This window comes from Pontibacter sp. SGAir0037 (assembly GCF_005491705.1).
GTDB lineage: Bacteria > Bacteroidota > Bacteroidia > Cytophagales > Hymenobacteraceae > Pontibacter.
Window position 1 is genome coordinate 2,409,900 of sequence record NZ_CP028092.1, and the last position, 22,423, is coordinate 2,432,322.

At 44.5% G+C, this 22,423-nt stretch carries 20 protein-coding genes; 13 read left to right on the plus strand and 7 right to left on the minus strand.

The genetic code is table 11. From position 1 onward, the window contains the following. From greA to rsmA, 4 genes are all read right to left on the minus strand, one after another. Window positions 1-474 (minus strand): transcription elongation factor GreA, encoded by a 474-nt coding sequence (greA, locus tag C1N53_RS09810; RefSeq protein ID WP_137759135.1) that lies wholly within the window; start codon window positions 472-474, stop codon window positions 1-3. Between the two features lie 334 nt (window positions 475-808). Next, window positions 809-1,756, minus strand: a complete 948-nt coding sequence (locus C1N53_RS09815) for an NAD(P)-dependent oxidoreductase (protein WP_137759136.1) — start codon at window positions 1,754-1,756, stop codon at window positions 809-811. 150 nt (window positions 1,757-1,906) lie between these two features. Then, complete coding sequence (gene mgtE / locus C1N53_RS09820; protein WP_137759137.1) at window positions 1,907-3,259, minus strand: magnesium transporter; 1,353 nt, start codon at window positions 3,257-3,259, stop codon at window positions 1,907-1,909. A 4-nt stretch (window positions 3,260-3,263) separates the two neighbouring features. Then, window positions 3,264-4,043, minus strand: coding sequence for a 16S rRNA (adenine(1518)-N(6)/adenine(1519)-N(6))-dimethyltransferase RsmA (gene rsmA, locus C1N53_RS09825; protein ID WP_137759138.1), 780 nt, complete (start codon window positions 4,041-4,043; stop codon window positions 3,264-3,266). A gap of 156 nt (window positions 4,044-4,199) precedes the next feature. On the opposite strand from rsmA, the gene C1N53_RS09830 reads away from it, so the two are divergent. The 10 genes from C1N53_RS09830 (at window position 4,200) to accC (ending at window position 13,682) form a co-directional block, all read left to right on the plus strand. Next, window positions 4,200-5,633 (plus strand): M17 family metallopeptidase, encoded by a 1,434-nt coding sequence (locus tag C1N53_RS09830; protein WP_137759139.1) that lies wholly within the window; start codon window positions 4,200-4,202, stop codon window positions 5,631-5,633. A 5-nt stretch (window positions 5,634-5,638) separates the two neighbouring features. Continuing rightward, window positions 5,639-6,661: a 4-hydroxythreonine-4-phosphate dehydrogenase PdxA gene (gene pdxA / locus C1N53_RS09835; protein ID WP_137759140.1), complete on the plus strand. Its 1,023-nt coding sequence runs from the start codon at window positions 5,639-5,641 to the stop codon at window positions 6,659-6,661. Between the two features lie 64 nt (window positions 6,662-6,725). Further along, window positions 6,726-7,277 (plus strand): DUF177 domain-containing protein, encoded by a 552-nt coding sequence (locus C1N53_RS09840; RefSeq protein ID WP_137759141.1) that lies wholly within the window; start codon window positions 6,726-6,728, stop codon window positions 7,275-7,277. Window positions 7,278-7,330: 53 nt separating this feature from the next. Beyond that, window positions 7,331-7,528 carry a 50S ribosomal protein L32 gene (gene rpmF, locus C1N53_RS09845; protein WP_137759142.1) on the plus strand — a complete coding sequence of 66 codons (198 nt, stop codon included), beginning with the start codon at window positions 7,331-7,333 and terminating at the stop codon, window positions 7,526-7,528. A 54-nt stretch (window positions 7,529-7,582) separates the two neighbouring features. Beyond that, window positions 7,583-8,524 (plus strand): phosphate acyltransferase PlsX, encoded by a 942-nt coding sequence (plsX, locus tag C1N53_RS09850; protein ID WP_137759143.1) that lies wholly within the window; start codon window positions 7,583-7,585, stop codon window positions 8,522-8,524. Window positions 8,525-8,661: 137 nt separating this feature from the next. Further along, window positions 8,662-9,660, plus strand: coding sequence for a beta-ketoacyl-ACP synthase III (locus C1N53_RS09855; protein ID WP_137759144.1), 999 nt, complete (start codon window positions 8,662-8,664; stop codon window positions 9,658-9,660). A 179-nt stretch (window positions 9,661-9,839) separates the two neighbouring features. Continuing rightward, window positions 9,840-10,952 (plus strand): hypothetical protein, encoded by a 1,113-nt coding sequence (locus tag C1N53_RS09860; RefSeq protein ID WP_137759145.1) that lies wholly within the window; start codon window positions 9,840-9,842, stop codon window positions 10,950-10,952. A 184-nt stretch (window positions 10,953-11,136) separates the two neighbouring features. After that, window positions 11,137-11,700: an elongation factor P gene (gene efp / locus C1N53_RS09865; protein WP_137759146.1), complete on the plus strand. Its 564-nt coding sequence runs from the start codon at window positions 11,137-11,139 to the stop codon at window positions 11,698-11,700. 3 nt (window positions 11,701-11,703) lie between these two features. Next, window positions 11,704-12,207: an acetyl-CoA carboxylase biotin carboxyl carrier protein gene (gene accB / locus C1N53_RS09870; protein WP_137759147.1), complete on the plus strand. Its 504-nt coding sequence runs from the start codon at window positions 11,704-11,706 to the stop codon at window positions 12,205-12,207. Window positions 12,208-12,335: 128 nt separating this feature from the next. Further along, complete coding sequence (gene accC / locus C1N53_RS09875; RefSeq protein WP_137759148.1) at window positions 12,336-13,682, plus strand: acetyl-CoA carboxylase biotin carboxylase subunit; 1,347 nt, start codon at window positions 12,336-12,338, stop codon at window positions 13,680-13,682. Between the two features lie 156 nt (window positions 13,683-13,838). Here the strand turns inward: accC and C1N53_RS09880 are convergent, their stop codons facing one another. Then, window positions 13,839-14,417: a DUF3109 family protein gene (locus C1N53_RS09880; RefSeq protein WP_137759149.1), complete on the minus strand. Its 579-nt coding sequence runs from the start codon at window positions 14,415-14,417 to the stop codon at window positions 13,839-13,841. Window positions 14,418-14,465: 48 nt separating this feature from the next. Further along, window positions 14,466-16,286 carry an ankyrin repeat domain-containing protein gene (locus tag C1N53_RS09885; protein ID WP_240773448.1) on the minus strand — a complete coding sequence of 607 codons (1,821 nt, stop codon included), beginning with the start codon at window positions 16,284-16,286 and terminating at the stop codon, window positions 14,466-14,468. Between the two features lie 325 nt (window positions 16,287-16,611). Here C1N53_RS09885 and C1N53_RS09890 point away from each other — a divergent pair, with 325 nt between their 5' ends. The 3 genes from C1N53_RS09890 to murA all read left to right on the plus strand — a co-directional run bounded on the left by C1N53_RS09890 (window position 16,612) and on the right by murA (window position 21,029). Continuing rightward, window positions 16,612-18,852 (plus strand): ATP-dependent helicase, encoded by a 2,241-nt coding sequence (locus C1N53_RS09890; RefSeq protein ID WP_137759150.1) that lies wholly within the window; start codon window positions 16,612-16,614, stop codon window positions 18,850-18,852. Window positions 18,853-19,067: 215 nt separating this feature from the next. After that, window positions 19,068-19,721 (plus strand): DUF4290 domain-containing protein, encoded by a 654-nt coding sequence (locus C1N53_RS09895; protein WP_137759151.1) that lies wholly within the window; start codon window positions 19,068-19,070, stop codon window positions 19,719-19,721. A gap of 3 nt (window positions 19,722-19,724) precedes the next feature. Next, window positions 19,725-21,029 (plus strand): UDP-N-acetylglucosamine 1-carboxyvinyltransferase, encoded by a 1,305-nt coding sequence (gene murA / locus C1N53_RS09900; RefSeq protein WP_137759152.1) that lies wholly within the window; start codon window positions 19,725-19,727, stop codon window positions 21,027-21,029. A 78-nt stretch (window positions 21,030-21,107) separates the two neighbouring features. Here the strand turns inward: murA and C1N53_RS09905 are convergent, their stop codons facing one another. Beyond that, the gene (locus C1N53_RS09905) at window positions 21,108-22,280 is read right to left on the minus strand and encodes a class I SAM-dependent RNA methyltransferase (RefSeq protein ID WP_137759153.1); all 1,173 of its coding nucleotides are present in this window, start codon (window positions 22,278-22,280) and stop codon (window positions 21,108-21,110) included. Between the last annotated feature and the right edge of the window lie 143 nt (window positions 22,281-22,423).

Here is a 22,423-nt window from a genome sequence, read left to right on the forward strand (position 1 = left end):
TTAACGGCTGATTTCTAATACTTCAAACTGTAATTTACCTGCCGGCACCGTAATTTCAGCAACCTCGCCAACCGACTTTCCGAGCAAGCCTTTTCCAATAGGCGATTTAACTGAAATCTTACCTGCTGCCAGATCTGCTTCTTCTTCAGCCACCAATGTATAGTCAACTACCATGTTGTTTTTCAGGTTCTTGATCTTCACTTTAGACAGAATCAACGCTTTACTGTTATCAAGGCTCGACTCATCTATTAATCTGGCATTTCCAACAATCTCCTCCAGCTTTGCAATCTTGAGCTCCAGGTGCCCTTGCGCATCCTTGGCGGCATCATACTCCGCATTCTCACTTAAGTCACCCTTATCGCGGGCTTCTGCCAACTGACGTGCCACATCTGCGCGGCCTTTGGTTTTGAGCTCGGCCAGTTCTTCTTTCAGTTTTTGTAAACCTTCTGCCGTGTAATAAGAAATCTTGCTCATAGTTTGTCTTTACGTTTAAAACACAAAAACAAAAAGAACGGTTATGGCCTGCATAACCGTTCTTTTTGCTCAAATATGTTGATTTTATTTAATTTTCTCTTCTTAAAGCAGATAAAGCCTTCTCTCCTCTGCCTTACTATACCATAAACTGGTAATTAAGTTAAAACCCATAGCACTCTCTTCAAGAGGCGATGGTTGCAAATATACAAATTTTCATTTACAAGCCCCACATATCAACTGATATTATTATCAGCACAAATGCTGCTCTTTTTACAGAATAAGCTGTTCTTTTGTTGCTTCATCTGCAAGTTACATCTTCTGCTAAGGCCTGTAATTACGAGATACTTAGCTGTGCTATTTTAGCCACAAGCACCTGGTTAATCTTTATGTATGACTCATGGGTCCAACCTGCTATATGAGGCGTCAGAATAACATTGGAGGCAGAAGCAAGGTAGTCGAAGTGCTGCTTTTGGTCCGGAGAAAGTGTCTTTAGCTTTTCGTTTTCGAGTACATCCAGTCCTGCTCCTTTTACCTTGCCTTCTTTCAGCGAACTAACCAATGCCCCCTGATCTACCACTTCACCGCGTGCCGTGTTTAAAAACCATATCTTTTTGCTGAAAGCTTTAAAAAATGCTTCGTCAGCGAATCGGTGATTGTCTGCTGTATAAGGTATATGCAGACTAACGATGTCTGCCTCAGCCTGTATGTCTTCCAGACTTGCACTCTCAACCAAATCGTTGATTTTATCCGGGCAGTAACGATCATAAGCCAGGAGGCGGCAACCAAACCCACTCAATACTTTTGCCAGGCTTTGGCCCATGTTACCATACCCGATAATACCCACCGTTTTACCACTGATCTCCTCTCCCCTGTTTTCTTCCCGCAGCCAGATCCGCTGCTTTACTTCCTGATGGCTGGTAGAAATGTGGCGCATCAGGGATAGCAGCATACCCAGCGTATGCTCTCCCACCGCCTGGCTATTGCCCTCATTGGCTCCAATAAGCGCGATACCCCGTTCCTGTAGTGCCGCTGCATCTATATTATCTACACCAGCACCTGCCCTTGCCACAAACTTTAGTTGTTCGGCTAAACCCAGTGTTTCGGCAGTTATACGCATTTTGCTGCGTACAATAAGGCCATCAAAACCTTGTAGCGCCTCCCGTACTTCTCCTGGCAGTATATTGGGCCTGTAGTCAGGTTCTATTCCGATTTCCTGCAGCATTTCAAATATACTGGGGTGTATTTCGTCAATAATGAGGCAACGTGCGATCTGGTTTGTCATACATCAGGGTTTTATAGTGCCGCAAAAGTAGAGCTTGCGCAGCACTAAGACAAACTGCAAAAATAAAGGTATCTGTTTTAGCTGATTCCGAAACAGTTCAAACCTGCTCACACTCATGCTGATCTTCTGCCACAAGGCTCAGGATCAATGCTAAAGATTATACAGCATGTGCGCTACAGCAAAATAAATTCCCAGCCCAAGCAGGTCGTTGGCTGTTGTAATAAAAGGTCCGGCAGCTACGGCAGGGTTCACCCCGAATTTATCCAGCACCATGGGCGTTAGGGTGCCCATAAGCGAAGCCAGCATCACAACAGAAAACAGGGCCACTGACACCACCATAGAAAGCGTAATATCGCGCCGAAAGAGGTACGACAGGCTAAACACCAGCACCGAAATAATAATGGCATTCAGCAGGGCTACCATCAGCACCTTAAACATACGCTGGCCAAAGTTTTCGAAAATTACCGCATTGGAGGTAAGGGTCTGGATAATGATGGATGAAGATTGGATGCCAACGTTTCCGCCAGTTGCAGTAATTAAGGGTACAAACAGCGCCACAGCAGGCAGCATGGCAATATCGGCCTCGAAAAAGCCCATAAACTGGGCAGCAAGTAAACCGCCCACCATCCCGATAATCAGCCAGGGCAGGCGCGAACGCGAGATACGGAAAACACTGTCATCTTCCTCTACGTTCTCAGAAATACCTGTCATGAGCTGCCGACTGAGTTCGGCCTGCTCCTGCATCACGTCAATTACGTCGTCGATGGTAATGCGCCCCAAAAGACGGCCCTGGATATTTACAACCGGTATAGCATCCAGGTCGTACCGCTGCATCACGGCCACTACCTCCCCTTCGTCCCTGAAAGACTCTATTGAGATTACATCAGGATTGTAAATATCCTGCACCAGCTTATCGTCTTTGGCTAACAATAATGTCTTTACACTGATTCGCCCGACCAGCTTGCCATGGTTATCAACTACATAAACGGTATAGATCTTCTCCACATCTTCCGCCTGCCGCCTGATTTCCTCTATACACTGCCTCACCCGCCAGTTTAAGTTCACCTTAATAAGCTCTTTCGCCATCAGACCACCTGCACAGTCTTCTTCGTAGCGCAGCAGGTCCAGGATATCCTTCACCTTGTCGTCGTTATCCAGCAGCGCAATAACCTCCTCCCGTGTCTGGACACTCTGTTCATTCAGAATATCCACGGCATCATCGGAATCCATCAGGTTTACATAGCGCGCAATTTCCTCACTGGTGAAATACTGTAGGAAATCCGTACGAATATCGTAATCAAGATCGCTGAGAATCTCGGCCCCCACTTCTGCCGGCAACAGGTCCATCACATATTTCGACTCGTTGGTATCGAGTTCATACAACACAGTCGTGATATCTGCCGGATACATATCCTCCATCGTTTCCAGGATAAAGGTTTTGTCATCGCGTTCTATTGCCTCCTCTACCTGGTCTATGTACTCACGTGTGATTTCTATCTGCATACTTTTAAATGTGCTGCTCGATCAGTTGGGTTAGTTCAATAAAATCCTGCACCGACAGTTGCTCTGCGCGCTTGTCGAATACAGGCTGTGCCGTAACTTCGGAAGGAAGGTTATAGCTTTTAAGGCAGTTGCGCAATGTTTTGCGCCTTGTGCCAAAGCTTAGTTTCACTACTTCGAAGAAACGTTTTTCGTCGCATGGCAGGATTTCCACCTCGTTTCGCACCAGGCTGATTACGCCTGATTTTACTTTTGGCGGCGGATGAAACACATGCTCATGCACCGTAAATTTGTAATCGATGTTGTACCAGGCCTGCAGCAGTACACTTAAGATACCATAAGCTTTAGAGCCGGGAGGCGCTGCCAGTCTCTCCGCCACTTCTTTCTGAATCATACAAACTACCTCCGGCACACGATCCCGGTACTCCAGCACTTTAAAAAATATCTGGCTGGAGATATTGTAAGGGAAGTTGCCGATAATGGCAAACTTATCCGGAAACAACTGGCTAAGGTCTGTCTTCAGAAAGTCAGCAGAAATAATACGGTCTTCTAAAGCGGGAAAATGCTCTTTTAAATAAGCAATAGATTCTCTGTCGATATCCACTACCGTTGTCGTATAGCCCGGATGCTGCAACAGATACTGCGTCAGCACCCCCATACCCGGCCCTATCTCGAGCACATCTTTCACGCCATGAGGCAACGTAAGCTGCTCCACAATCTTTATGGCAATGTTCTGGTCGACCAGGAAATGCTGGCCTAAGTGTTTTTTCGGACTTACCTTACTCACGTTGTACCTGTTATGGTTTTAAAGAGATGTATACTTTTGCCCTTAAAACCGTTATACCTACTTAATTAAAGAAAAAGCTGTTGTGCTATAGCCATACTCCTTTTTCATAATCCATGAGATACTTACTATATTGCACCCTCAAAGATACAAAGACAAATGCCAACACAACTCAATTATAACACATCGGTAGATAAAAATACGGACGTTGCCCTGATTGTGGGGGCCGGCGAAGCAGGTTCACTTGCTGAACTTTCCTCAGAAGAGGCCTCTTATGTAACACAACAGGTAGAAAACGAGGCTAAGCTGATTTCTTTGAACCGCTACACCCAACGGGTATACTTACTAATTACTTCTGAGGCTAAAACTGAAAGCGCTGCCAGGGAAACCTTACGGCAGGCCGGTTATACGCTCCTGAAGCAATTAAAGGCTGACAAAGTACAGACTCTTGCTATAAAAGACTATACTGGCTCCCAAGCCAGTTTATATCTGGCTGAAGGCCTTTTCCTGAGCAATTATCAGTTCCAGGGGTATAAAACGAAAAACCACAAGCCTCATCAGCTACAGACCATCACCATAGCCGATACCAACGTCTCTGAAAAGGAAGTGCAGGAGTTACAGCATGTACTGGAAGCTGTATATAAAACACGAGACCTGGTAAATCAGCCTAACAGCCACCAGAGCGCTACCCAGCTAAGCGAGCAGCTCGACGAAATGGCAAGTGAAGCGGGCTTTATGGCAGAGAGCTTGGATGAATTGCGCATTATGGCTTTAAAAATGGGTGGGCTGCTTGCTGTTAACCAGGGAAGTGAAGAACCTCCTACCTTTAATATACTGGAATGGAAGCCTGAAAATGCCAAAAACCAGCAGCCTTATATACTGGTTGGGAAAGGTGTTGTATATGACACTGGTGGTCTTAGCCTGAAACCAACGCCGCAGTCGATGGACTATATGAAGTCTGACATGGCGGGTGCTGCCACAGTGGCCGGTGTGATGTATGCACTGGCTAAAAACCAGGTGCCATTGCACGTTATTGCACTTATTCCGGCCACAGACAACCGCCCGGGCGGCAAAGCTTATGCCCCAGGCGATGTTATTACCATGCACAATGGCACTACAGTAGAAGTACTCAATACAGACGCGGAAGGCAGACTGATTCTTGCCGATGCGCTGAGTTTTGCTCAAAAGTATAACCCGCAGCTAGTAATTGATTTTGCCACGCTTACCGGCTCAGCCATGCGTGCGGTTGGTAAAGAAGGTCTGGTAGCAATGGGCACTGCCGGTGAAGAAGTGATGAACGGCTTAAAACAAACTGGCGAGGCCGTTTATGAGCGCATTGTAGAATTTCCGCTTTGGGACGAATATAAAAAACAACTGGAGTCGGATATTGCCGACCTGAAAAACATTGGAGGTGCGGATGCAGGCCACATCACAGCAGGTAAATTTCTGGAAGCCTTCACCAGTTACCCATGGGTGCACTTTGATATAGCAGGCACAGCCTACCTGCACAGCGAAGACTCCTACAGAGGTAAACTAGCTACTGGCTCCGGTTTAAGGCTGGTTTATAATTACCTCCGATCTCTGGCCAACTAAGTAAAATGGAAAATAGAAATAAACCTAAAATAGGAATCAGTATAGGCGACACCAATGGCATTGGTCCTGAAGTAGTCGTTAAAACCTTATCAGACCAGCGCATCGTTAACTTTTGCACGCCAGTAATCTACGGCAGCGCAAATGTGCTCAACAAGGTGCGTAAAGCGTTAAGCGCAGATCATTTTCATTACCAGCTGGCAGAGTCGGCACGGGAACTGGCTCCCAGGAAAGTTAACCTGATCAGTTGCTGGGAAGAAGATATTGTTATAGAGCCGGGCAAACCGTCGCCTGCTTCGGGCAAGGCCTCTCTTGATTCTTTAATGGCAGCCTGCCGCGATATGAAAGCGGGCCTGATAGATGGATTGGTGACAGCGCCCATCGATAAAGATAACATCCAGGCAGAAGACTTCCGTTTTGCCGGCCACACCGAGTTTTTGACAACCTACTTCGATGCGGCAGACAGCCTGATGCTGCTCGTAAGCGGCGATTTGCGTGTAGCTACCGTAACAGGCCATATCCCAGTAAAAGACGTTGCGACAAAACTCAACTACGACCTGCTTATACGGAAAATCACCATCCTGATAGAGTCGCTGAAGCATGATTTTGGTATTCTGAAACCGCGCGTGGCTGTACTGGGGCTTAACCCGCACGCCGGAGAAAACGGTCTTTTAGGAAACGAGGAAGCAGACATCATACAGCCAGCCATCAAACACCTGAAAGAACGGGGAAACCTGGTATTCGGTCCGTTTCCGGCAGATGGTTTCTTTGGAATGCGCCAGTTCAAACAGGTAGATGCCGTTGTATCGATGTACCACGACCAGGGCCTGATCCCCTTTAAAACCTTGGCGTTTGAAAGCGGCGTAAATTTTACAGCAGGTTTACCAGTTGTGCGCACCTCACCGGATCATGGCACCGCCTACGACATAGCAGACAAGTACATTGCCGATGAAACCTCTTTCAGAGAAGCATTGTTTCTGGCCTGCGATGTGATAAAAAAACGCACCACAGAACAAATGCTGGCTGATTAATAAGCGAAGTATTTTTTTTGTCGGAATATTGTGCTAATTTTGCGACTTGGAATAAAAAAAGGCAGTGAAGAAGCTAAGAGATTATGAAATCGGACTTGTTAAACTCAGCAATAAAAAGCATGAGTTCGAGTTTGATGTAGATGATTCTTTCTTTGCTCTTTTTGAGCAGGAAATGATCCTGGGTGGAAAGCTACAGGCTAAGGTGGAGCTGGATAAGACAGAATCGCTGCTAACTTTACATTTTGATATTAAGGGACATGTTCGCCTTACCTGCGACAGGAGCCTGGATGAGTTTGATCAACCGGTGAATGTACAGGAGGTATTCCGCATTAAGTATGGGCCGGAGAATACGGAACTGGACGAGGACTTATGGCAGATTACCAGCGATACGCAGAACATAAACGTGGCTCAGCACATTTACGACTTTATAGGATTGTCGCTGCCCATGAAAAAACTGCACCCCCGTTTTGTGGAAGAATCTGAGGAGGATGAAGACGATGACGAAGACATCTTGATTTACTCTTCCCGCAAAGCAGCTAATGAAGGTGAAAGTGACGACAGCGATGATGAAGATGATACAGACCCGCGCTGGGATGCTTTAAGAAACCTGAACTAACGAGTATTACAGATTAAAAAATAAATAACAGCAAGTAAATTATTTAACTAAAAATGGCACATCCTAAACGTAAGATTTCGAAGACCAGAAGGGATAAGAGAAGAACTCACCAGAAACTTTCTGAGAAAGCAATTGCGATTTGCCCTAATACAGACACTCCTCACCTGTATCACCATGCATATGTGGTAGAAGGCGACCTGTATCACAAAGGCAAACTGGCTATCAAAAATTATACAACTAACGCCATCTAAGCAGTTTTATCTGCTGCAAAAGTAGTTTCTGTATAATTTAACCTAATCCAGTACATGAGGATCGCCTTAGACGCTATGGGCGGCGATTATGCACCTGAGGCAGTAGTTAAGGGTGCATTATTAGCCGTTGAGCAGCTCGACAAAGATTATGAAATCTTACTGATTGGTAAGGAAGAAATGATTTATCCGCTGCTACAAGAATACGGATATACAGGCTCTGGCATTAAAGTAATTAATGCTACCCAAGTGATTGAAATGGGAGAACATCCCACCAAAGCACTTACCCAAAAGCCTGACTCTAGCATTGCAGTTGGTTACGGTTTGCTAAAAGCGCAGAAAGCTCATGCTTTTTGCAGCGCCGGCAATACAGGTGCCATGCTTGTTGGAGCTATGTTCAGCGTAAAGGCAGTTGAAGGAATTCTTAGACCTTCTATCGGAGGTCTGGTTCCTAAACTCGACGGCGGTTTTGGTATTATGCTGGACGTTGGAGCCAATGCCGATTGCAAACCAGAGGTGCTGGAGCAATTTGGCGAAATCGGCTCGATCTACGCCAGGTATGTACTGGATATTCCGAACCCCAAGGTTGGTCTTATGAACCTGGGCGAAGAGGAAGGAAAAGGTACTGTGAACACACAGGCTGCTCACCAGCGCCTGAAAGCCAACAGTACGATTAACTTTATTGGAAATATTGAGGGCCGTGATCTTTTCAACGATAAAGCAGATGTGATCGTTTGCGATGGCTATACAGGAAATATTATCCTAAAGATGGCCGAAAACATCTATGATATCTTAAACGAAAAGAAGATGCATGACCCCTTCTTCGATAAGTTTAACTATGAAGCCGTAGGTGGAAGCCCGATCCTGGGCATTAATGGCAATGCCGTTATTGGCCATGGAGTGTCTACTCCAAGAGCCATCTGCAACATGGTACTTCAGGCTCAGAAAATGGTGGCATCAAACCTTTCAGAGCGCTTTAGAAGAAACATTAGCGCATAATCTAAGGCTAATAAGCCAGCGATATCCTACTTGGTATAAGCTTTTCAGTTGTTCTTTTTTGGTAACTGACGGTTTATGCCAAGTTTTTTTTTGTAAATTGCCCGCCTCAATCCTTTAACAACAAAGACCCTTTAACAATGAGTAAAATTACTGCCGCTATTACAGGTGTAAGTGGCTACGTTCCAGAATACGTACTTACCAACCAGGAACTTGAAACAATGGTGGAGACCAACGACGAGTGGATTCAATCAAGAACTGGAATAAAGGAAAGGCGTATCTTGAAAGGTGAAGGACTTGGCACTTCGCATATAGCAGTACCTGCAGTAAAAGAGTTACTAAAGAAAACCAATACGCAGCCGGAAGAAGTCGAACTGATTATCTGTGCCACCACAACCCCTGACTTCGTATTTCCTGCTACTGCTAACTTAGTTGCAGCAGAAGTAGGAGCTGTAAACGCTTTTGGATACGATCTACAGGCTGCCTGCTCTGGTTTTCTCTTTGCATTAGCTACTGGTTCAAAATTCATAGAATCCGGACAGTACAAAAAAGTAATTGTGATCGGCGCCGATAAAATGTCTTCTATCATAGACTATACCGACCGGGCTACCTGCATTATATTTGGTGATGGCGGCGGTGCTGTTATGCTGGAGCCTAACACAGAAGGTCTGGGTATTCAAGATCAGGTACTGAAATCAGATGGTAATGGCGCTCCTTTCCTGCATATGAAAGCAGGTGGTAGCCGTAAACCAGCTACAATAGAAACGGTACAGGCCCGGGAACATTATGCTTTCCAGGAAGGCCAGACAGTATTTAAATTTGCTGTAAAAGGCATGGCCGATGTTTCAGCAGAAGTAATGGAGCGAAACAACCTGACAGGTGATGATGTTGCCTGGCTGGTGCCTCACCAGGCAAACAAGCGTATTATAGAAGCTACGGCCAACCGTATGGGCCTGAGCAGCGAGAAAGTTATGCTGAATATTCAGCGTTATGGCAACACAACCAGCGGTACTATTCCTCTTTGCTTATGGGAGTATGAAAGCCAACTGAAAAAGGGAGACAACATTGTGCTGGCTGCTTTTGGAGGAGGTTTCACATGGGGAGCCATCTACCTGAAGTGGGCATACGATCCGAAATAGAACAAGTCACAGACTCCTATGTAAAAGCGACCTTTGTGTCGCTTTTTTTATTTTATCATCCAGCCAAAGCTGCCATGTTAAATATTTTGTATGACAACTTTATTTTGTAATGAACATGCTATCACTGTAGGAAATTTTATATATTTGAAACTTATAATATTACAATATTCTTACACCATATGTACAAACTTTACCTTATTCTACTAACCTTTATTGCCTGCAGCACCTGCTATGCCCAGAAATTTAATTATGAACCAGGTTACCTGCTACAAAAATCCGATACCATACACGGTTATATAAAAAGTGCTCCCAACGTTGAGCTCAGCCAATCGGTTGAATTTAAGCCTAATGCTGACTCAGGCTCATTTACAACCTATTACCCAGATGATATCGATGGATTCGGGTTTACAGAGAGCAGAATTCATTTTTATAGTGTAGAAGCCGAAATAAAAAATAGTACAACGCACAGATTCGCAAAATTATTGGTCAGCGGCTATAGCAGCTTGTACAAGCTTCCGTTAAAAGAAAGCGAACAGTTTATCATCCTTAAAAGAGACAACAAACATATTTATGTTCTGAAAAAAGAAGATAGGTACATGACCTTGGGCCAATACGAATCCTGGGCAGAAAATAACAAAGTAAACTACTTTAGGCAGTATATTGGCATCTTAAATTTTGCTTTTTCGGATTGTGAAAACTTAAATGAAAATTTGGACAGACTGGCATTCAACGACAAATCCATTATGAGGGTGGTTGAAAAGTACAATGCCTGTAAAGCTCCCGAGCAAACATCCATGGTTTACGATTCAAAAGTAAAGCCAATCACAAAGCATGGTTTAGAAGCCGGGTATGCCATTCTGGTTATACCAAACTCAAGTGCTATTATGAAGAGCGAAGGCTATTCTTTAGGTTACTTTTGGGATATTATAAAACCAGATGTCAGCAGAAGGATCTCATCCAGATTAGGTATAAATTACCTCTACCTCCAGTACGATTACACTTATTTTGGCCAGTCTTATGAGAACAATACCATTCATTTTGTGAGGTTTCCGCTCCTGGGCCAGATCAACCTTAAAGATCCTATCATTTCCAACTCCATTCCTTTCTTACAAATTGGATTAACAGGACAGTTTTCTACAGATCAACATGGAATTGATATTATACCTTATGTAACCATTGGTGCAGGCCTATACCACCAGAAGATGAAATTTTCAGCATCAATAGATAATTACGGCTTCGGCTTCAGAGACTCTAAAATTGTAAACTTTACGGTTGGATACCGATTGAAATAATAGTAAAAAACTTAGTTATAACTTCTATCTTAATTTTGTGTGATACCTGAAATGGGTATAAATCACGGCTCTCATATTTTTTTCAAGGCATTTTCGAGCTTATTGCCTAACTTTGTTTGCAAGACTGCTAATAGAGCTATACTTTTATACTTTTACTATATTTACATTACTTCAAACGTAAACTATGGCAACCACAGCTGACATTAAAAATGGCCTGTGCATGGAGTTTAACAACGACCTGTATGTTGTGATCGAGTTCCAGCACGTAAAGCCAGGTAAAGGTCCTGCCTTTGTTAGAACCAAGCTAAAGAACATTAAAACAGGAAAAGTTATTGATAACACTTTCTCTGCAGGTCACAAAATCACCACTGCCCGTGTAGAGCAGCGCCCACATCAATTTATTTTCAAAGATGATTTTGGCTATAACTTCATGGACCTGAGCTCCTTTGAACAGGTTGCTCTGGAGGAGAAAATGGTTCCTTTTGCCGACCTGATGAAAGAAGGCCAGGAAGTAACAATCCTTTTCCATGCCGAGACAGAAACTCCGCTTACCTGTGAAATACCTCCATTTGTAGAGTTAACCATTACGTATACAGAGCCAGGTATAAAAGGAGACACAGCCACGAACGCTTCTAAGCCAGCTATTGTGGAAACAGGTGCCACTATTCAGGTACCTCTGTTTATTGGCCAGGACGAAAAAATTAAAGTAGACACTCGTACTTATTCTTACGCAGAGAGAGTAAAATAACACATGAAAGCTAAAGAAATCCAGGAACTGATCGACTTCATAGCCAAATCTGGGCTAAACAAAGTTAACATTGAAACTGAAGAGTTTAAGATATCGGTAAAGCGTGAGCCAGACCAGAAGATAAAATACATTGAGTCTTCTCAGCCTGCTGCCCCTGCGGCACCAGCCCCTGCTCCTGTGGCTGCTCCGGTTGCTCAACCTGCAGCAGCGGCTCCGGCAGCACCTGCAGCGCCCGCTCCGGCTCCGGCAGCAAACGATGAAAGCAAATACGTAGCTATTAAAGCTCCTATGATCGGTACATTCTACCGCTCTTCCAGCCCGGATAAGCCGGTCTTTGTAAATGTTGGCGACGAAGTGAAAAAGGGACAGGTAATCTGTATTATCGAGGCGATGAAACTGTTCAACGAGATTGAATCGGAAGTATCTGGTAAAATAGTAAAAGTAGTGGTAGATAACGCCAGCCCGGTAGAATACGACCAAACCCTCTTCCTGGTAGATCCTAGCTAATGTGCTAATCATAGAATGTGCTGATGTGCTAAAGTAACTGTGAAGTATATCAATTAGTACATCAGCATATTGAGTAATATATTATTTAATAGCACATTATCATATTAATAAATTAGCACATTGATCTAATGTTCAAAAAAATATTAATTGCCAACCGGGGCGAGATTGCACTTCGTATTATCCGGACCTGCAAAGAAATGGGCATCAAAACGGTAGCTGTTTACTCAACTGCTGATAAAGAAAGCCTGCACGTACGTTTTGCCGATGAAGCAGTTTGTATTGGCCCCCCAATAAGTGCTCAGTCTTACCTGAATATACCAAACCTGATTGCAGCTGCAGAAATCACCAATGCCGATGCCATACACCCAGGCTATGGTTTTCTTTCCGAGAATGCTGAATTCTCAAGGATCTGTGCTGAAAACAACATCAAATTTATTGGTGCTTCTCCGGAAATGATCAACGCCATGGGCGACAAATCTTCGGCAAAAGCAACCATGAAGAAAGCAGGCGTGCCTACTATACCTGGTTCCGAGGGCTTGTTGAGTTCCTTGGAAGAAGGCCTGAAGCTGGCAAAGAAAATCAAATACCCTGTTATTCTGAAAGCTACTGCCGGTGGTGGCGGACGCGGTATGCGTATTGTGAAGAGTGAGGCTGATTTTGAAAAAGCCTGGAACGATGCCCGTACGGAGTCGAAGGCAGCTTTCGGAAACGACGGCTTGTACCTAGAAAAATACATTGAGGAACCCCGCCACATCGAGATACAGCTGATTGGTGACCAGCATGGCCAGGTAGCGCACTTATCTGAACGCGATTGCTCTATTCAGCGTCGTCACCAGAAACTGGTAGAAGAAACGCCTTCTCCTTTCATTACAGATGAGCTTCGTGACAAAATGGGTAAGGCAGCCATTGCAGGTGCTGCTGCCATCAACTACGAGGGCGTGGGTACTATTGAATTCCTGGTAGATAAAAACCGCGACTTCTACTTTATGGAGATGAACACCCGTATTCAGGTGGAGCACCCAATAACAGAAGAAGTAATTGACTATGACCTGATTAAGGAGCAGATTAAAGTTGCCGCAGGCCATAAGATAAGCGGGAAAAATTACTATCCTAAAATGCACGCGATCGAATGCCGTATCAATGCAGAAGATCCTAAAAACGGCTTCCGTCCTTCACCGGGCAGAATCAGCAATTTACATGTGCCAGGCGGGCACGGTGTGCGTGTAGACTCACATGTTTACTCCGGCTACTCTATACCACCAAACTACGATTCTATGATCGCTAAACTTATTGTTAGCGCACAGACACGTGAGGAAGCCCTGGTGAAAATGAAACGTGCATTAAGTGAGTTTATCATTGAAGGCATTAAAACTACGTTGCCTTTCCACCTGAAACTTATGGATGATGAAGGCTTTAAAGAAGGTAATTTTACAACAGCTTATCTCGAAACCTTCGACTTCAGCAAATTAGACTAGATTGCAAGATCTTGGCACCATAGAAAAACCTGGCCCTCTGGTCAGGTTTTTCTATTTAAAGGCAGGAAAAGGGGAAACAATAGATTGGTAGTTCCTACGTCAGTTTATTTCAGGAGAAAAAACAGCCGATTTCTACTGTAACAAAAAAGGAGCAGCTTATGCCTGCTCCTTTTCTTCCTCTACAATCAGGTTAGTTAGCTCTTGATACCAGCCTTCGCCGTATTTCCGAATAAGCGGCTCTTTCAGAAACTGGTAAACCCGCACCCCCAGGTTCTCGCCAAAGCTGCAGGCTGCGCTGCAAATGCCCCAACGATCATAGTTTAAGGCTTCAAACCCATCATACTTTGTAATCCGGATCGGATAAAGGTGGCAGGAAATAGGTTTCTTCCAGTCTATAACACCATCCAGGTAAGCTTGCTCTATGGCACATTTCAGAGTTTTATTCTCGTCGTAAATAGCATAGGCACATTCACGGTTCCCGATAGTAGGAGTTGAATAATCTCCCTCAAAATCTGTAATATACAAACCTTGCTCTTCTACAGCGTGTTGCCCCGCCCCTGTCATGTAAGGCTTTATTTTATCGTAACTCTGCTCCAGAATAGCAAGCTCATCTTCTTCCAGTGGTGCTCCCAGGTCACCCTCTACACAGCAGGCCCCTTTGCACTTCTCCAGATTACAAACAAAGAACTGCTCACGGATATCATCGCTGATAACGGTATTTTGTAAAACTATCATGTATGCTATTTTAAAAGGGAGACAAAGTTAGCAGAAAATAAGTTTAGATTATTTCCGTGCTTCAGGTGAACCCGCCGCCATCAGGATATTGATCACTGCTTCGTTAGTGGTATAATCAATAGCTGCCTTTCCGGAGTTATCTCTCATGCGGGTATTGGCCCCGGCCTGGATCAGGCGCAGGATAACCTCGTTACTGGCTTTCAACTCACAGGCAAGCATCAGTACCGTTTTTCCTTCTTCGTTCTGGATATTGGGACTCGCACCACCTGCCAGCAGCCTGCCAAGCTCCATTTCGTGCTGCCCGTTGGTCGCAAGCAGGGCGTAGTAAAGCGGAGCGTTGCCTTGTTTATCCACTTTATTCGGATCAGCCCCATAGTGTAATAAGGTATCTAGGAGCTCTGCCTGTTCACGCTCAAAGAAGTCTGTGCTGATTCGGGCTCCTTGTAAAGTATAGTGCAGCGCTGTTCTGCCATCCTGATCAGTTGCATTTACATCTGCTTTGTTTTTTAAAAGCAAACTAATGGCTTGCCCCCGCACTTCCGGCACATAAATTACCCCAAAGTCCTCCAGCAGTACCGGAATATAAACAGCATGCATCAGCGGAGTGCGGTTTCGGAAATCCTGGTCGTAGCCTTCGGGCACAGCACGCGTATTAATTTTTGCCCCGGCCGTCAGCGATTTTTTAATCATTTCGCTGTTGCGGGTAAAAGAGGCAATCACCAGCTTCTGGTCGGGTGTCTGGTTCAGGTACTTCAGCTGTTCAAATGCAATCGCGCTTCCTTTCTGAATAGCTTTATGGTATAATTTTCTGGCCTGCTCAGAGTCAGATGTTCCGGCCAGCCCTTCTTCATACACCAGTCCCAGCGTATAAAGTGCTTCTTTATCGCCGGCGTCTACACCTTTTTGCAGCCACTCAATAGCTTTTTTCTCGTCTTTCTTTACGCCCTCTCCGGATAAGTACATATTTGCCAGAGAAGTATAAGACACTACATCCTTTTTCTCTGCCGCTTTACTCAGGTACAGAAAAGCGAATTCCAGGTCTTTCATTTCGCCATAGCCTGTGTAGTACATACTACCCAGAATACGGTTACAAAATGCATCCCCTTCCACAGCTCTCTCCCGAATCTCAACAGCAGCACTGCGCATCAACCTTAAAAAACGTTGTTTATCTTCCTCGCTGCGCACCACATTATATTCGGCGAAACCTAAGTTGCCCAGCAAACTGTTGTGGTCGAGTGCCTGCTGGAAATAAAATTTAGCGGAATCGTCATTTTGTATAAAATACAGCTCCGGATTAGAGGGTTCAGGGCTATCAGGCATGGCAGCACTTCTTCTGAGCTCACCATACTGGTACATGCGCCCGATAAAGTAAAAGGCAGCGCCTTCTCCATACGAACCCGCCTCTCTGAATTTTGAGAAAGCTTCGTCATACTTCAGGCCGGTGTATAATTTCATCGCCTCTTCCATCACTGCTGTTCGCCATATCTTGCCTTTAGCATAAACAGGCTCCTCTTTTACCGGCTTTACTTCGGCTCTGGCAGAATCAAGCATTTCAGGCTGAAACACCAGGATACTATCCTCTGCATGCACAATGGTATCTGAGGCTTGTTCCAAAGCTACAGCCTTTATAGTGGTGTCTTCCTCTATGCCGATAGAGTCGTTCCAAACGTAAGCTTTGCCGTTGATGTAAACAGTAGAATCGTATACAAAATGAATGGTATCCTGTATCGAAACAGTTGTATCTGCAGGAAGCGCTGTAGGATTACCTACAGCAGCGCTATAGTTGTTGCCACTGGAAGTTCTGCTCGCCAGCACATACGAGAGGCAGCTAAGCGGCAAAACAAATAAAAGCAGAAGCAGGTTTTTCATGGTTGGTAAATCAATATAAGAGGCTCCTCAAATGGTTGTTCAAGCTTCAGTACCTCCTATACAGTAAAACAAACTGTAAATTAACTAATTCTGTTCCGTTATATCAAAAACAGATTTTTACAGGGCATAAATTTGTCTGTAGCTAAGATAGATAACTTTGGCAAAGGCCTCAGGTGTTAGAGCAAGTTAAAGGCCAGTTTCAGGAAAAACATGTAAAATTCAGGAAAAACAAAGATACCTGCTTCAAAAATTATCTACTCATTCAGATTACGGATTTGTATTTGTAAATTGCATCAGTTTTTAAGAAGCACGCGGAAGAGAAGAAATGGATTACATTAGTTTATTAAACGAGTCGCAGCGCAAAGCGGTTCTCCATACAGAAGGACCGGCCATGATTATTGCGGGTGCCGGTTCCGGAAAAACAAGAGTTCTTACCTACAGGATTGCACACCTGATCAGCCTGGGAGTTGATCCTTTTAATATACTGGCCTTAACCTTTACCAATAAGGCAGCCAAGGAAATGCGCCATCGTATCGAAAAAGTGATTGGCAACGAAGCAAAGAATATCTGGATGGGAACCTTCCACTCCGTTTTCTCGCGCATTTTACGCTCCGAAGCAGATAAAATCGGTTTCCCGAAAAGCTTTACCATATACGACACCGACGATTCCAGAACGCTTGTCCGCAATATTGTGAAAGAGATGAACCTGGACGACAAACTGTATAAGCCGAATGTTGTGCTGGGCAGAATTTCAGCCGCCAAAAACAAGCTGATTTCGGTAAAACAATATTTAAACGACCCTACCATTCAGGCCGACGACGAAGCTGCCATGCGCCCTAAGATCGGCAAAATCTATGAAACCTACCAGAAACGCTGCTTTGCTGCCGGAGCCATGGATTTTGACGACCTGTTGTTTAACACCAACGTGCTTTTTAAGGATCATCCGGATGCGCTCAACAAATACCAGAACATCTTTAAGTTTGTAATGGTGGATGAGTATCAGGATACCAACTATTCGCAGTACCTGATCACCCGGAAACTGGCCGCTCAAAACAGAAATATTGTAGTGGTTGGAGATGATGCACAGTCAATTTATGCTTTCCGTGGAGCTGATATACAAAACATCCTGAACTTTGAGCGCGACTACCCGGAGCTGGAAGTATTTAAATTAGAGCAAAATTACCGCTCTACAAAAAATATTGTACATGCAGCTAACTCGGTTATAAAGCACAATACAGCGCAGCTGCGCAAAGAAGTATTTACTGATAACGAGCAGGGTCCCCTGATAGAGGTCATAAAAGCCAATTCAGATAACGAAGAAGGTAAGCTGGTGGCAACTACCATCTACGAGGAGAAAATGAACAACCACCTCTCCTACGACGACTTTGCCATACTTTACCGCACCAATGCTCAATCGAGGGCAATGGAAGAGGCTTTGCGCCGCATGAACATCAAGTATAAGATTATTGGTGGCCTCTCCTTCTATCAGCGTAAAGAAATAAAGGACCTGATTGCGTACCTTCGCCTTACGGTTAATCCTAACGATGAGCAGGCGCTGCGCCGTGTCATTAACTATCCGAAGCGTGGTATAGGCGAAACAACAGAATCCAAGATTTTTGTAACAGCAGAAGAAACAAACCATACGGTATGGGAAGTGGTGCAGAATGCCAGCAGTTTCATGGGGAACAGAGTAGGCACGGCTATTGAGAACTTCTCTATCATGATCCGTGATTTTGCCCGTATTGCAGAACACAACGATGCCTTTGAAGCAGCAAAGCATATTGCCAAACACTCCGGTATCGTAGATGATCTGTACCAGGATAAAACTGTTGAAGGCCTGGCCCGCTACGAAAACATACAGGAGCTCCTGAATGGTATAAAAGAATACGTAGACGATCCGGAGAAAGAAGATAAAAGCCTTTCAGCCTTCCTGCAGGATATTGCGCTTATAACTGATGCCGACACAAAAGCCGACGAAGAAGGTGAGTTTGTTACGTTAATGACTATCCACTCTGCCAAAGGCCTGGAGTTTAAGAATGTGTTTATAGTAGGTATGGAGGAAAATCTCTTTCCGAGCCAGATGATGCTCAATTCAAGAGCAGACCTGGAGGAAGAGCGTCGCCTGTTTTATGTGGCTATTACCCGTGCCGAGAAAAGGCTATACCTTACCTACGCTACCAGTCGTTACCAGTGGGGCAACCTGCGTGCCTGTGAGAAAAGCCGCTTTCTGGATGAAATTGATGCCAAATACCTTAACTTTAAATATGGAGATAATGGTGGTTCAGCCGGTGGTGTTTTCGAAAGAGTACTACAGCGCAAAAGCAACTTAATTTCCACGCCTCCTAAAAAGCAGGTAGCAACGGCATATACAGCCCCAGGCGATTTCCAGCCGAGCGATACCTCTGCATTGGCAGCGGGCATGAAAGTGGAGCACCCAAAATTCGGTTTTGGCGTAGTAACTAAGATGGACACGCAGGGAAACAGTGTAAAAGCCATTATTAACTTTGAAGAGGTTGGCGAAAAAACACTGCTCCTGAGCTTTGCCAAGCTACGCATACACAGCTAAAGCTGTAATTATGAATTAGAAATTATAAATTAGAAAGGGGGCTATTGTTTAGCAGCAACAGTACAAGCTAAAGCCTCTTAGGCGCTGTCATTATATTTTATAGCTGCTTTACCTGCTTTACTTCCAGTATAGCCCTAATCTTAATTCGTAATTGCACACGGTGCACGGTAATTTCTAATTTTTAATTTCTAATTTTGAATTTATAAAAAGATATAATGGAAGCTAGTACCACCTTTAAACAAGATTTGCTGCTGCGAGAGTATGGCAGAAACGTGCAAGACCTTGTTAACTACATTCTTTCAGTAGAAGACAGAGCAGAACGCACGCGTTTGTCACACTTGCTCATTAACCTGATGTCGAAGCTTAACCCACAGCTGCGTGATATTCAGGATGCACAGCAAAAGCTCTGGAACCACCTTTTTGTGATGTCAGGCTCCAAACTGGATGTAGATTCTCCTTTTCCACTAAGTGCTATGGAATATCTGAACGATAAACCACAGCCAATGGATTATCCGCTGGATACGCCCAACTTTAAGCATTATGGTAAAAATGTAGAATTACTTATTCAACGGGCTACCGAACTGGAAGATGACAAGGAGCGTGAGGCTGCCATCATCTCAATCGGTAAGCTCATGAAAACTTTATACCGTTCTTATAACAAAGACAGCATTACAGATGATGTGATTCTGTCGGATATCAGACAGATTTCGAAAGGAAAACTGAACATAGACCTGAACTATGTAGAAAGCAACAACCTGTTTGAATCGAACGGCAAGCCGCAGCAGGAACAACAGCAACGCAGTAACCAGCAACAGCAAAACCGCGGCAGAAAAAATACCAGAACCACTTCTAACCAACGAAATAAATAATAAATGGCTTCTTTTGAAGTAATTGGAGGTAATAAACTTAAAGGTGATATTTACCCGCAGGGGGCAAAAAACGAGGCACTGCAAATCTTGTGCGCTGTTCTACTTACCCCTGAAACCGTTACCATTTCCAATATTCCTGATATTCGGGATGTAAACAAGCTGATTGAGCTTCTTAAAGATTTAGGTGTTGCGATTGACAAAGTCTCAGCAGATACTTATACTTTCCGCGCCGATAATATAAACCTGGACTACCTGGAGACAGAAAGCTTTGTAGAACAAGGCCGTGCTATCCGTGGTTCTGTCATGATTGTCGGCCCTCTGCTAGCCCGCTATGGCAAAGCCAAAATGCCGAAGCCAGGTGGTGATAAAATTGGCCGCAGGCGTTTAGACACGCACTTTATCGGGTTCGAAAAACTCGGAGCTAAATTCAGCTATGAAACCAGCGAGAGTTTCTTCAGTGTATCTGCTGATAGGCTGAAAGGAACCTATATCCTGCTCGATGAGGCTTCTGTAACTGGTACTGCCAATATTCTAATGGCAGCCGTGCTGGCAGAAGGCACCACCACTATCTACAATGCCGCCTGCGAACCTTACATACAGCAGCTTTGCCGTATGTTAAACCGCATGGGAGCCAACATCAGTGGCGTAGGTTCTAACCTGCTGGTAATTGAAGGTGTAGAAAAATTAGGTGGCACAGAACACCGTATGCTGCCCGACATGATCGAGATCGGTTCTTTTATAGGTCTGGCAGCCATGACAGGTTCCGAAATTACCATCAAAGACTGTAAGATACCTGAGCTTGGCCTGATACCGGATACATTCCAGCGCCTGGGGATTAAAATGGAGTTCAGAGGCGACGATATCTTTATTCCGGAGCAGGACCGGTATGAGGTAGATACTTACATTGACGGCAGTATTCTGAACATCTCCGACCATACCTGGCCAGGCTTAACTCCCGATCTGCTCAGCGTAGCACTTGTAGTTGCTACACAAGCTAAAGGTACTGTGCTCATTCATCAGAAAATGTTTGAGAGCCGACTGTTCTTTGTTGATAAGTTAATCGACATGGGAGCTCAGATCATTCTTTGCGACCCACACAGGGCTACAGTCATTGGTCAGAACAAAGACATTCCGCTTCGGGGCATTCGCATGACCTCTCCTGATATTCGCGCCGGAGTTGCCCTGCTTATTGCAGCACTTTCTGCCGAAGGCAAAAGCATCATCGATAATGTAGAGCAAATTGACAGAGGCTACCAAAACATAGATGGACGCTTGAATGCTTTAGGCGCTCAGATCAGACGCATCTGATGTTTAAATCTACTATAAAAGACCAAAGGCAGCTCTGATAGGGCTGCCTTTGGTCTTTTATAGTATTTTCTGTAAAACCTACTCTTCATTTCGCCTGCTTCCTCTATACAACTCATACTTCAACAGCCTGCAATCTATAGCGCCATTATAAAGCGGTGTGCGGCGGGAAGTACGCAGACCTACATGTTTGGCAGCATCCAAGTTTCCCGTAAACACAAAGGCATCAAAGCCCTGGTAGTTGTTTTTTAGAGTGTCTCCTATTTGTTTATAGAGCAGGTTAATATCATCAGACACGATACGCTCGTTGTAGGGCGGGTTCATAACCAACACACCGGCTTCAGACGGTGCTTTAGTTTTAAAGAAGTCTGCCTCTTCTAATTTGATAATATTCTCCAGGCCAGCATTTTCAATATTAGCATAAGCCGCATCAATGTAATCTGGGTCAATGTCGTAGCCCATGATTGTAGCCTGTGGTTCCCGTCGCTCTTTGGCCTCTGCGGTTCGCCAGACCATCTCAAAAAGCTCTTTATTATAGTCTTTCCAGTTCTCGAAGCCGTACGGGTCGCGGCGGAAAATACCAGGAGCTATGTTTTGTGCCATCATAGCGGCTTCGATTAAAAAAGTACCTGACCCGCACATAGGATCAATGAAAGTGGACTTTTTATCCCAACCGGATAAAGCTATAATACCAGCAGCCAGTACTTCATTCAGCGGAGCTACGTTGGTTTGTAAGCGATAGCCACGCCGGTGCAGAGAATCACCCGATGCATCGAGAGAGAGCGTCACCATGTTCTCGTGCATGTGCAGATTGATTCGTATATCAGCACGAACCCGGTCTACCGAAGGCCGCTCGCCGGTTGCTTTTCTGAACTGATCTACAATGGCATCTTTTGTTAGCTGCGCCACATATAGGGAATGCTCAAAAGTAGAATGACTTACAACAGCATCAATCGCAAAGGTTTGCTCCAGGCCCAGGTAATCAGACCAGTTCACTTTCTGAACCTGGTTATAAAGATCCTTTTCGTCGCGGGCCTTAAAATTGCGCAATGGCTTTAAAATACGAATAGCCGTACGGCACCAAAGGTTCGCTTCGTAGAGCTGACGAAGGCTACCGGAAAAAGTAACAGCACGATTGGCTACTTTAACATAATCCATGTCCAGTGCCCGAAGCTCTTCTGCCAGTACCTCTTCTAAACCAGCCAGCGTGGTAGCAATCATGTTAAAATTTCCGGAAGAATCTGATTTTGCCATTTGAATAGTGATAAGCTGCAAAGGTACGGCTAAGGTTTTAATTCAGAAAAGATAAATTGTCAGATGCCATTGTACTACTTAACTTTTGCAATTTTTTTACCAAAGTAAAAGCTTTTAAATAATAATTTTTAAAATTAACTTTT